9 protein-coding genes are annotated in these 12721 nt (G+C 61.0%); all 9 read right to left on the bottom strand.

From position 1 onward, the window contains the following. Positions 1 to 53: 53 nt before the first annotated feature. The 9 genes from tssF to A9Z05_RS28375 all read right to left on the bottom strand — a co-directional run bounded on the left by tssF (position 54) and on the right by A9Z05_RS28375 (position 12687). Positions 54 to 1931: a type VI secretion system baseplate subunit TssF gene (gene tssF, locus A9Z05_RS28410; protein ID WP_069621017.1), complete on the bottom strand. Its 1878-nt coding sequence runs from the start codon at positions 1929 to 1931 to the stop codon at positions 54 to 56. A gap of 4 nt (positions 1932 to 1935) precedes the next feature. Further along, positions 1936 to 3075: a hypothetical protein gene (locus A9Z05_RS28405; RefSeq protein ID WP_069621016.1), complete on the bottom strand. Its 1140-nt coding sequence runs from the start codon at positions 3073 to 3075 to the stop codon at positions 1936 to 1938. Positions 3076 to 3086: 11 nt separating this feature from the next. Continuing rightward, complete coding sequence (locus A9Z05_RS28400; RefSeq protein ID WP_069621036.1) at positions 3087 to 3347, bottom strand: PAAR domain-containing protein; 261 nt, start codon at positions 3345 to 3347, stop codon at positions 3087 to 3089. 69 nt (positions 3348 to 3416) lie between these two features. Next, entirely contained in the window at positions 3417 to 3908 is a 492-nt protein-coding gene (locus tag A9Z05_RS36555; RefSeq protein WP_141723501.1) for a hypothetical protein, read from the bottom strand. A gap of 9 nt (positions 3909 to 3917) precedes the next feature. Further along, the gene (locus A9Z05_RS28395; protein WP_069621015.1) at positions 3918 to 5006 is read right to left on the bottom strand and encodes a DUF6708 domain-containing protein; all 1089 of its coding nucleotides are present in this window, start codon (positions 5004 to 5006) and stop codon (positions 3918 to 3920) included. 3 nt (positions 5007 to 5009) lie between these two features. Beyond that, positions 5010 to 7577, bottom strand: coding sequence for a T6SS effector BTH_I2691 family protein (locus tag A9Z05_RS28390; protein WP_069621014.1), 2568 nt, complete (start codon positions 7575 to 7577; stop codon positions 5010 to 5012). Positions 7578 to 7617: 40 nt separating this feature from the next. Further along, positions 7618 to 8370, bottom strand: a complete 753-nt coding sequence (locus A9Z05_RS28385; RefSeq protein WP_256122118.1) for a DUF4123 domain-containing protein — start codon at positions 8368 to 8370, stop codon at positions 7618 to 7620. Positions 8371 to 8381: 11 nt separating this feature from the next. Further along, the gene (locus A9Z05_RS28380; protein WP_069621013.1) at positions 8382 to 10853 is read right to left on the bottom strand and encodes a type VI secretion system Vgr family protein; all 2472 of its coding nucleotides are present in this window, start codon (positions 10851 to 10853) and stop codon (positions 8382 to 8384) included. A gap of 526 nt (positions 10854 to 11379) precedes the next feature. After that, complete coding sequence (locus tag A9Z05_RS28375; RefSeq protein WP_069621012.1) at positions 11380 to 12687, bottom strand: solute carrier family 23 protein; 1308 nt, start codon at positions 12685 to 12687, stop codon at positions 11380 to 11382. Positions 12688 to 12721: the final 34 nt, after the last annotated feature.

Below are 12721 nucleotides of genomic sequence, written 5' to 3'. Positions count from 1 at the left end.
GGGTGATCCGGATCGTCGCATCACCTCCGTGACGAGAATCCCGGCCGATGCGCTCAGATCAGCGGCTGCGTACCGGGCATGGCCGCGCCTCGCGTCAGTTCCCGGCCGGTCTGCGCCGAACGGACCACCAGTTGAACATAACTGTTCGTCGGCCCGTACTGCGCGAAAAACCGTTCGAGCAGTTTCGTGAACACGATTAGACCAACTTCGCGCAGCGCGGTCTCGTCAAGCGACAACATGATTTCGATGCCGCGCACGAACGACGGAAACTGATTATCCAGCGACATCCATTTCATTGCCGGCTTGTAGTCCAGGTCGGTAATCGCGTCAATACAGCGCTGCGCGAGCGGCGTCGTGCGCACCGCGTGGAGCCGCAGGAACGCTTTCAGCCCCGATAACCCGTCCCGCGTCAGGTCCAGCGGATGCGGCGATAACGTAGACAGCACACGCCACAGTGCGCCGTTACCGCGCGCTAGCTCGGCCGTCAATGTCGGTCGAGTGATCAACTGGATCGGACAATCCAGCGCTTTGCTTTCGAGCAGCAAATCGCCCACCGAATTGCCGATCGGCAGACGCGCGGGCAAGTCGCGATTTGTCACCGTCGTCACCACATCGATTTGCGGCAGCTTTGGCCGGGCCGCTTGTCCGTCCAGCCCGACGAGCGACAGCATCATGGTCTGACGACCCGGCGATCCCACGTCGCGATCGCGAAACGCGACCCAATAGATCGCCGCCGAATCGGGACGCGGATCGTGACTCAGCGCCTGGTACGGTCGCACCGGGGTTCTAGGCCGATCACTGTCGAGCGACACCTCCTCGGCTTTGTCCTTCTTCTTGGACAGCTCGCCCAGATAGACCGCGTCGATCGAATACACGCCGAGCGGCGAATGCTTCGTCAGTCGGACGGGTTCAACGGGGTAGGCGTCCAGCCCCTTCAACACAATGGGCTGGGCCGATTGAGAAAAGAGATTCACGACCGGCGTGCAAAACAGCTTGAACGCCGTTGCATCGAGCGACGCGAGCGCTAGCGCGGCAATCGAATCGGCAGGCGTATCGCGCAGTACGACGTGCAAGGTCAGCTCCCGTGCTTCAGGGGCGCTTGCTGCACGCCGCACGCGCCCGAAGTCGAGATCGACAAAATCGAACAGTTCGGGAAACGCGAAATATTCCAGCAAGTAGCGGTACGTGGTCGCGGTGCGGCTGACGGTTCGGCTGTCCGGCAGCAAGCGATCGTTATCAGCGAAACCGACCGGTTCAAACGGCACCTTCGATATGGCCCGCCAGCGCCCACATTGATCGACCTCAACATACGCGGCGGCCGCACGCAGCAGCAAAGCATCCAGCAGAGACGAGACACACGGCCGCTCGCCGGAAAGATAGATCCGGACAGGACCGTCCGGAATGGCCGCCGTGAACGGACCAGCAGCCGACGCGAAGCTGATGGACAACACGCCGGTTGCGTCGGCTGGCAACCTCACGGCCGACGGTGCCAGCGTCGTCGGTGCATACCGAGCGGACCGGATTTGCAATGGCGAGATCGTCACGTCGTAGGCCGACCGGAATCGCACCGGGGCCGTGCGTGCATTCAGCTCCACGCCACGCGGCACGACGACCGGCTCTGTCAGTTGACCGACGATCGCCCGTGGTTCGAATCGGGCAATCGCGCACGATGGCACCGTGCGCAGATAATGCGGATGGACAACCTCAAGCAGCGCTTCGGTGAATTCGGGATAGTCGTCGGCCAGCTTCGAATCGAGGTGCGCGGCAAGAAACGAAAAGGTCTGGATCAGACGCGTCACATGCGGATCGTCGGTCCGGCCGCTTTGGATGCCGAGCCGGGCGGCGATCTTCGGATAGCGGATCGCGAAATCGCCCAATGCCCGCGCGAACAACCCGAGTTCGTATTCGTAATGCGACAGCAGGTGATCCATTCAGTTACAGCCCTAGTCGGTCGGAACGCGCGAGGGTTGGGCCAACGAAGATAAGTTTGCGCAATGCCGCTTGCGGGCCGCATGGCTGCATCCGGAAGTGCGGTCGCCGCCAGTGGCCACTTACTTCGCGCTGCGCACTGTCCGATGGGACTGATCCGGCCGCCGCGGCGTCGAGAATCGCGGGGCCGACGACGTGTCGGTCGTAGAGCTGTTCGATTTCCGCAAGCCGTTCCATGCGCTTGCGCTTGCCGAGCCCCGGAAAGTGTCGCAGCGCGTTCGAATAAGCGCGATCGTGCAAAACCTGCGCGTCGCGTGCGTTGAGGTACAGCAACATCTTGATTGCATAGTCCATGGCGTCGCGCCAGAACTGCTGAGCATCAGGCGGATCGGGCATTCCGTCAGCCGCAGGCCGCTGGAACAACTCATCCACCAATTCACGGATCGTCTTGTTGGGGTCCTCCGGCGGCAGCGTAATCGAATCCATCGTCGCACCGTCGTCGGGACCGCCGGCCATTAACCATGTCGCGAACCTGATCGACCGCTCATTCTTGAAAATCGCGATCGCCTGGATGTCGCCGGCTTGTTTCCAGTGGGTGGGTTCGGGAATGATGCAGAGCGTATCGGTCGGCATCTTGAGCATGCCGATCGGCACATCCTCCGCGATATAGGCGGCGTCGAGCAGGCGGTGCAGCGGTGGCGTCGGCTCGTAAAATGCTCCTTTGCGTACCTCGAATGCCAGCCACACGGCGCTGTATTGAGCGACGCCGGCGAGTACGTCGGGCGGGCGGCCGTCAGCGCCGTGCGGCAAGAAGTCCCGCGTGAAGCGGTCGAAATAGCGCGTCAGACGCAGGATGCCGTGCGAGCGCAGCATCTCGGTAAGCGTCGGCGACGCCACTCGGTCTGTTGCGGCCCGCAGCGCGTCCCACGCTGTAAGTGCCCCCGTGACCCGATAGCGAACCGGTCCGGGCAAGCGAGCGAGCTTTGGATCGGTGACGGCACCGCCCGAACGCATCAGCGCGGTCACAAGGCGCTGACGGATGTCGGCACGCAGTGCTTGGCGCTGGGCCTCGGATATCAAGACGGGGTTGCGTGACGACGCACCCGGCAAAGTTACTTTGTCCATGCGACCTGCCGAACCGCTCATGCGTGATACCTCTATTCCAGCGACGAAATCAGTCGCGCCCCGCACTCCGTCAGATCGTCGTGAAAGGCGACCGGCGTGCCGTGATGGTCGCGCGTGCTGTTTTGCGGAATGATCCTGAACTGCCCGCCGCACTTTGGACACCACGTCAGGTGATCCTTCAGCGCAACCGGAACGCCAAGCGCTGTCAGATCGTCGCTCGCGGTGATCACTTCGCCGCCGTGGGTCGTCTTGTCGTGCAGGCGGATCACGCCTCGTCCGCTTTCGTCCTTCATCATCCTTTCCGCATCGTTTGCATTGCCATGCTGTTGAACTAGCGAGACCCGATCGGTACTGCATCCAGGTCAACCGTCGCTCTTCGGAGCGACTCCGCTAAAGGTTTTCGGATGCTGTGCATTGGCGCAAACGCGATTCCACCCGGAGAATTCGAACGCGGTCGCATACCTGCCTCCACTGCTTTCATCACGAATCCCGTAATTCGACTCGGGCTTCTCCAGGTTGAGCGGACCATAGTCGGCGAGAGACGGATCATCCGAATGGGCCACATAGATAAAGCGCACTCGACTTGGTTTGCCATCCTGTTTCTTGTAGGTGGCGTATCCACAAATGAACGTGCGCTTGTCGTTCGGCGTTTGACTTATTCCATGCAAATCGGGAGTGCTTTCGTATAAGTCGGAAAACTCGATGTCCCCGTCATCGGACAGTGCTGCCCGAACCGCTTTTTCCGCAGCATCGTATTTTGCGGACGCACTTGGCGTGCATCCGACGAACAAGGCAAGCGCGGTGGCTAGCGTCGCTACGATTCGCCTTTCTGTCATGCCGAAAACCCTCGTCATCAATCACCGTTAGCTACGGGCCGCTGCGTGCATCATGTTGGCATCAGGATTCTCGAGCCAAGCTGCTGCATACGTCCCGCCATCGGGTTCTCCCGCCCAGTCTTCGATCCGTGCTTTCGGATCATTCGGGTACTCGCCGCGCTGTTGAGCCAGCACAGTATCGCCCCATCCGACAGGCGTTCCGGAGCGGGGTTCCGCGTAAAGATCGTCGGGAGCGATCGCGGAGATTTGCTCGATTGCGGTGGGCCAGATGGGATCGCGGCACGTTGCATTCGCAAGGATTCGCATGACGGTGAAAACCAGAATCAGCGGCATCATCAACAGACGAATGAAGACCGGCGCGCGCATCCCGAAGCTATACAGCGAAAACAGGAACGACTCGCGCGGCGTCTCGCTCTGCGTGTGAAACAGCATCGGCTTGGGTAACCCATTCGGACCGTCGTTCATGTACACACACCAGTAGTTCCACTGTGCGAGCGCCATTTCGACCTGCGACTTGCCGGTCCATTCCCGGCCGATCGAGAACACACGCGTGACATTACCGTGGTCGTCGACCGTATAGTGCCGGATGTGGAAGACCGTACCGAAAGACGTGTCTTCGCGGTGCAGACAGAAAATCGAATCGTCTGTCCATGGCACCTCCCAAACGATGTCACCCTCGCCGGGCTTCGCGAAAAAGCGCCGTGCACGGATCGCAAAAAGCTTGCGAGCTTCGCGATGGAATCGGATCGGGCGATAGCGGAGACCAAAGAACAGGCCGCGCCCAAGTTTCCAGACTATGAAACCAAAGCCTAGAGAAATGCACATAGCAAAAATATCGCCCAGCAAATCTGTAGCGTATGGGTAACGAATATGAGTAAGCCAATAGACATACGGTCCGATTCCTATACACAGGCAAGCGAACACGACGCCAGTGACAAACCACTGCTTTTCAAGAAACGAGGGTTCGATCACATCCATAAAGATCGAGTTAATGCTGAACGTTGACCCGAAATCCTGAACGTCCGGACCGACAAATCGATTGATCTGCAAGCGATGAGCTAAATCCCACTTTGGCACGGGCTTGCCGATGCACTTTTTCATCACGCGTTCGTCCATGTGTCAGCCTCCCGCTGCCGAGGTAAATGCTTTGAGTTCCGCCTCAAGCGAGTCGTAGTGCTCCCCCTTGCTGAATTTGCAACGCGAGACCCAATCCGCAAGCGCGGACGCCTTGAAGACGGCAATCGCAATTGCTATAAAGATCGACAAAACTAGAGCCGGCCAGAAAAGTGGCCAACTGAAAAGTGCGGCGACTGCCACGTACGCGCCAAGACTTCCACTTCCGATATAGAGCCACCCCAGTTTCTTTTGGTGATTTTCGAATGCCTCCGGCGCGTTCTTGAATATGTCATACCCGGCCAACAAGATACCAGCGCCCGCGCCGGTTACACGGCCAACCTTCACTCCAACCTCAGCACCTCCCGTGGAAACACCCCACGCTTTCATGAGGTAGGCTGACAGCGGATGAGCCGGCGTTTTTACTATGGTCTCCGACGTGTATTCGACGAGACTCCCCATGATTGCGACAACGGCACCGATGCCCTTCAGAGTCGTTTCGGTTTGATTGAACTGATCTCGATCCTTCCAATCTAGGGCAGCAAACGTGAGCGTGGTCATCTGGAAAATTACAGTCACGACGCCCAAATTGAACTCGGTTGACGAATTGAGCCACTTCTTTGCTGAGTCCACTCCCGGAACTTTAACGGCCTTGATCGCGCTGGCCTCAAGCTTCCCGTCCCGGACCAGCGCATCGACGTCCATCTCGTAGGCGACGATATTCGGATCACTCGGTGGTGCCATCCTCAGAACCTGCTTCCCGACTTGGGTCGCCGACGCGCGCTGTTCGGTCCGGTTGCCATCCAATTTGACACCCAACTCCCGGGCTTGCTGTAAAGCCCAATCGCGAATGGCAAGCTTGCTGACTTGCGACGGTTTGAGTCGAACACCGGACTGAATCGCCAGACGGATGGTCACGAAGCCGAGTGCAGTCCCCCGTGTGGCCTTCGTGAGTACGCCGACGATCTGATTGGCGGTCGTCACGATGAGCCGATCGCGCAGATTGGCCGCGTTGCCGAGTTTTTCGATCTTCTTGAATGCTTCCTTGTAGAGATTCAGGAAGTTCTCGTACTGGATATCCGAACCGTGCACCTGTGCATCCGCCGCCTTCATCAGCGTGTCCTGATTGAACATCAGGGCACGCGCGTACAGATTGCGGATATTCGAAGCTTGACCGTTCAACCAGTCATCGAGCGCTTTCTTGCAAGCCTCGGTGCCGACAGCGGCACCAATGGCCTGTGCACACGACTCACTGTACGCGTAACCGCTTCGAAGATCCTGCGAATCGTGAACACCAGCCATCCATTCGGCGAGCAATTGCGACTTGAGCCAATCCGCATGCGCTTGCACTAGCGGCTGCCACTTCGGCTTGAAGGCGTCGAGCGCTTGCTGATACTCCTGCGGGAAGCGTTTCAACGCCTCTTCATCGAGGACGCTGGTTCGCTTCCCATCGGGACCGATCTTGAACGCTGCGTCCTCCCACGCCTCGTTCGCTGCATCTTCCTGTGTTGCGGAAACGTTCTCCGTCTTTCGATCCTCTTCCTTCATCGCCTGCTCAAGACTTCCCGTTCTGATCCAGGAGCGCATCACATGGAAAAAGCCGATCGCATCCGGAGCGATTGGTGCGCCGACCTTCATATTGACGGCATTGGCGTCCGCGATGGTTTTCGAGGTTCCATAGGTCAGTCCGGTAACGGCCTTCGCATTCGCTCGGATTCCCGCTTCAGCACGTTCTAGCAGTTGCGCCGAAGTCCACTTCCAATACACCTGTTCGTCGAAACCGTTGTTCAGGTTGGGAACCGTCAGTGCCGCGAGATCGTTAGTGAGGCCGACAGGGTCGTTGACCGCGACCACAAAGCCCTTCTTGTTCGGAGATTCAGCCATCGCGTCACCGATTCGTTTGGCGACGTTGCGCTGACGTAGGCGAATCTCGTCCTTGGGCGCGCGGTTGCTAAAGCCAAACGCAGCCTTCATCGCCTGAGCATCCATAGCGAAATGCGCGATCTTGCTCTGGGTGGCTTGAAATTCGCCCGTATCGGTCGCGCCCCCGGCCAGCATCGCGGGAACGTTGATGCACTGCATATGCTGCTTGCGCCAAGCAGCATCATTGATTTTGTTGTGTACGAGGTCCTTGGTCCACCGCACATTCGACCAGCCAATCCAGAAGTTGGTCGCTTCGTCACTGCCGGGCGTGTGTTCAACACTCACACAACGGCCAAACGATTCGAAAGCCAAGTCTCCGTTCATCGCGCAGCCTTGCGTAAGCGCGTTCTCTGCGTCGCCCGGCGGCGGTGCCACGTCTGGGGGGAAATTCCACATGATCCCGTCGTCGAGAACCATATAGGCGGCCAGCTTCTTCCGCTTCTCGTCGTACGTGTACAGATAGCCAGGGCGCAATGCGCGCAGCGTGTACTTGGCGGTGGCAACGGCCTGAGGGGCGCGCCCGTCGATCCGAAAATTGCCGGACAGGGCCGGCGTTTTGGACGCGCCGCGCGGGCACGCGATCGCGTATCGAACAGGATAGATCAGCAGCGACTGGCGATCGCAAAGCGGACAGCCTTTAGTGGTCGGCATGGGTTGATCCTCGGGATTTCATGGTATGAAGTGAGAGCCTTTATTCGGTCGCGAAAGCGTGCCGCATACGTTGAACCGCATCCTCGACGAGCGCATCGGTGGTCATCGCGTCCTGTCCGCCCGCCGAACACAAGACCCCATCGAGCGCAGCCGGCAGCTGCGCTGCCTGATCGACAGACAGTACCGGCAGCCGGCGGCGAATCTGGTCGGCGATATCGCTGCGGTTGATGCGTGGCCATTGATCAGGGCGTGGCCAGCCTGACGGTTGATCGTCGGGCTGTACAATTTCGGCACCTAGGCCAGCGCTGCGCCAGCGATGGCCACCCCAAGCGAAGCACCATTCGTGGACGGGTCCCAAGAGGGCCAGTCGCTGGGTCGGATCGAGCACCGCCAGCGTGAGGCTCAATACACGCGGATCGTAGTACCGCCAGAACACTGGCTGCCCGCCCTCTCCGGGACCGACCAGATACCGCGCAATGTGTTCCGCGAGGGCATCGGCATCCACGGCGCTGTCGATCCACGCGCAAATTGCGGGCGGTCGTTCCACCTCCGGTTCTTCTTGCCACCGTTCGGTCGCAATCCGTTGCCCTTCCAAATCGAGCGCGGCGAGGTCGATCAACCGTGGCATCAGTTCTTCGCGATGTGCCAGCACGCGCGGCGTGCAGGCATGCATGTCGAGCGCAGCTAGATCAGGCACGTGCGCGAGGGTCGCAGGTTCCACCAACAGGAACCCGGTCGTCATCAGTTCCTGACGATCGGGTACAGCCTGCATCGGAGGCGTGGGCGTTTTCATTCGGTCATCCATCAGGCGAGCGCGATCGACGCTTGGCCTGTTTGTGCGGCACCGTCGGCCAATTGCGAGCACAAGTCCGAACCAGGGAACTGCGCCGGCATGCTCTGCGGGCCAACCGTATCGTGGCTGCCCGCATGAATCGTGTTTTCGCCGGGTGTATAGCCGACGATGCCTTTCGCGCTGACCTCTAACTGGCTGTTGCCGGCCGTCAAGCGAATTCCCTGCTTGGCAGTGATGTTGATCCAGTCCGTCGTGCTGATGATCGACAATACCTTCTTCGCCAGCAGCTCCAACTCGTCGTTTTCTGCATGCACCTGTACCTTGCCGCTCGCCGCAATCAGCTTCATGCCCATCTTGTGGACGAACAACGAAAACTTGTCGGATACGCTGGCGAAGAACGATTTGCCTGTCGCGACCGACATGCTTTCGCCGGCCGTGACCGCCACGTGCTGGCCGCCCGTGACGTGCGCCGTTGCGGGCGTCGTGACGGCGATGCCCGCCGCGCCAGCCAGCAGTAGGTGCGCTTCGTTGAGTTCCGGGAAATCGCCCTTGTCACTGCTGCCCGTCGCGCCCGCGCCCTGGATACCCTCCACCTGCGATTTCAGCGCGTCGGCGATCGGCGTCTGGTCCGCTCCGTTGTCCTGCGCCTGATAATGCTGCGCGAGCTTGCCAAGTTGTCCGTGTAACGTTTGCGCTTTGGTCAACCGCGATGTCGGCTCGCTCACGTCCGAGAGATGCCCTTGCGCGGCTGGACGCACCTCCGTGCTGATCACCATGCCCTTGCCGCTGCGGATCGCGCCGACCTCATCGGTACGCAGCTCGAAGCCCTCGCCCCGAGCGTCCTTGCGCCCCTGCCAATCCTCGACCCGGGTGATCTTGCCGAGCGAGAGCTGGCTCGCCGCATGGTCGGACCGGAGCTGCGCTTGAATGGCGTTCGCCGTATCGTCGAAAATCAGGTGATTGCTGCGGCCGGACGACGCGTTGCCGTCCGCACCGTTCAGTTCCCGGCTGCGAATGCCCATCAGCGCATTCTCGTCCGGCAGTTTCCACGACGGGACGTTGCGCGCGTTCATCACGCGGCCCGTAATGATGGGATGGTCCGGATTGCCGTCGAGCCACTGCACGATCACTTCGGAACCAATGCGGGGCAGCGCCGCCATCCCTTGGCCACCACCCGCCCAGCCACTCGCGACCCGCACCCACGTCGAATACTTGCCGTCGCGATCCCAGTGGAATTGAACCAGCACGCGGCCGTGTTCGTCGGTGTGAATGCTCGTGCCCGACTGGCCGACGACGGTCGCTGTCTGCGGTGCGAGGATTTTCGTGTCGACGCTGTTGAAGCCGCGGCCGGGCCGCCACGGCGTCGCCTTGGGGACACACGTGAACTCGTTGCGGTATTCCGCCAGCACGCCCGTGTCCTGCAAATAGTTGTTGGTCGCCACGTGCCGAACTGCGACGATCAGGTATTCATCGTCGCTCTGATCGCGGCTCATCGCCGAGCCGTAACGATCCGTCAGTCGGAACCAGCGCCCCGGCTGTACGAAGCGATTGTTGCCCTTCGCGTCGAAGTGCTTGATCGTCGCTTCGATTTCCTCCATCCGGCGGTTGACGACCTGATAGCCGTGTTCCATGTTCCGATAGCCGTACGCGCCGGCGTACTCGTTCCATTCGAGTTGCGGCAGTGCGGCTTCCGGGTTCGACAGGCTTGTTTGAACGTGGGTCGGCGTTGGGGTCTTGAAGTCAAAACGGGACAGTTCCGCGTGCGTCGACGTGGTCTGCTGGAACGGGGACCAACTCAGAATGCTGTCCGATTCCTCTGCGCCCATGCCATTGTGGAAGCGGATTTCGTGAACCTTGCCGTCGATCGCGGGCGCGGGACGCGTCGGATCAGAGACGGTCAGCTTGTGCGACGTGGCCGTGTGCTCGTACCAGTACAGATAGCCCGCGTGCTCCCAGCGTCGATGAAGGTAATTGTGGTCGTCTTCGTCGAACTGGCAGGCCATCGTCATGCGCGGATCGTCTTCGCCGACCTGCCATGTCCATTCGGGCAACACGCCGTAGTCCTGGAAGACCGTCGCCGTCTGGTCGTGCAGGTTCTGGTCGAGGAACAGGCGATTGTGCTGGCTGTACTTCAGGTAGCGCAGCCACGGCCCCACATGCGCCTCATAGAACACCCAGCCGCCGTCCGTGCGAACGTGCCGGAATGCGAAGATATGGCCGTTGAAGTATCGGCTGCTGCCGTCGCCGCGCGCCAAGCTGATCGTAACGCGCTTGCCGATGAAATCCTTCGGCGCGAGGCGATCGTTGTCCGACAGGATTTCGATCTTGTACGCGAAATCCTTCGATAGCGATTCAACCGCCTCGAATGCGTTCGGCAGCAGGATTCTGTAAGGCGCGTTATCGTCCGGAAAGCTGATTTGCACTTGCCGGTTGTGTTGCGGGCCCAGCGCAAGGTCTCTCAGGGCTTGTGCCGTGTTCTGCATTGTTCTTGTCCCTCGATCCGAGCGCGAAATGCCGCTGGGCCGCCCGTGCACCCTGGAATACGCCTGCACATGGGGTCGAACCTGCTCGTGCCCGAGTGCAGCGATAAGCTCAGACGTATACCACAAAGCCTCGCGGAGGCGCACGGGGAAAACTGTCAGGAATATTGAACGGACGGCGGTCGCGTACAGTGCAAGCGAACGCCATATGAGCCGACATCGGATCCTTTATTGAGGTAAGGCCCGACGACCGTGCCTCCGGCACGGTTACTAATTGTGAAGTTGCACACGGGGCTCACGAGAGCCGCTGAAGTATTTTCAGCCGACCTGACAGCATACGAAACGTCGCGAGGCCAAATCGATTCCAACCCAATGGCGCCCTCAAGAGCCGCTGCGTCCGTTTGCAGCGAATCAGGGGCATCTATTTCGAGATACCGGGCTATGGGTGTCCCGGCGAACGCCCGCACTCCCCACGGGTTTACCGTTCACACGTGCGCCCGCAGGCGGCATCGCACCGCCCGCTCCCGCATCACACCACCGGCCCCGGCTCCTTCTCCTTGCGCAGGATCGCATACAGGATGATCGCGCCGAACGTCGCCGTGCCGATCCCGCCGAGCCCGAAGCCGCCGATCTTCAGCGAGAAGTCGCCGGCGCCGAGCACCAGCGTGACAGCCGCGACGATCAGATTGCGGTTGTCGGAGAAGTCGACCTTGTTGACGACCCAGATTCGCGCGCCCGTCACCGCAATCAGCCCGAACACGACGATCGACACGCCGCCGAGCACCGGCCCCGGGATCGTCTGGATCACCGCGCCGAACTTCGGCGAGAAACCGAGCCCGATCGCGATCAGCGCGGCGATCGCGAATACCAGCGTCGAATAGATCCGCGTGACGGCCATCACGCCGATGTTCTCCGCGTAGGTGGTCACGCCCGTGCCGCCGACGCTGCCCGACACGATCGTCGCGAGCCCGTCGCCGATGAACGCGCGGCCGACGTAGCGGTCGAGGTTGGTCCCCGTCATCGCGCTGACGGCCTTGATGTGGCCGAGGTTCTCCGCGACCAGGATCACCGCGATCGGCGCGAGCATCAGCATCGCGTGCGGATCGAACACCGGCGCGCGGAAGCTCGGCACACCGAACCAAGCGGCATGCGCGACGATCGCGAAATCGATCGGCTTGCCGAGGCCCATCCCGTTGGTCGCGATCGCATAGATTACGTATGCGATCACGAGCCCGACGAGGATCAAGAGGCGCTGCATCATCCCGCGCGCGAACACCGCGACGCCGCCGACGCACAGCACCGTGACGAGCGCCATCACCGATTCGAAGGTCGAGCCCGACACGCCCTTGACCGCGATCGGCGCAAGATTCAGCCCGATCACCGCGACCACCGCGCCGGTCACGACGGGCGGCATCAGCGTCTCGATCCAGCGCGTGCCGACCGCCTGCACCAGCGCGCCGAGCGCGACGTACACGACGCCGCACGCGACGATCCCGCCGAGCGCGACCGGAATGTTCGGGTTCGGGCCGCTGCCGCCGTAGCCCGTCACCGCGATCACGAGGCCGATGAACGCGAAGCTCGAGCCGAGATAGCTCGGCACGCGCCCGCCGACCAGCACGAAGAACAGCAGCGTGCCGATGCCCGACATGAAGATGCACAGGTTCGGGTCGAAGCCCATCAGCAGCGGCGCGAGCACGGTCGAACCGAACATCGCGACGACGTGCTGCACGCCCATCGCGACCATTTGCGGCCACGCGAGGCGCTCGTCGGGGCCGACCACGCGCGAGGCCGCGCCGGTCGGTTGGACCCGCCAGCGCGGGAAGTAGGAATCGGACATGGGAAAAGCGCTCCTGTCGGTCGTCGGTCGCCGG

The sequence above is a fragment of the Burkholderia sp. A2 genome, assembly GCF_001729305.1.
GTDB classification, from domain to species: domain Bacteria; phylum Pseudomonadota; class Gammaproteobacteria; order Burkholderiales; family Burkholderiaceae; genus Burkholderia; species Burkholderia sola.
The sequence above is the reverse complement of the archived record's forward strand: the minus strand, read 5'-3'. Positions and strand labels throughout refer to the sequence as shown.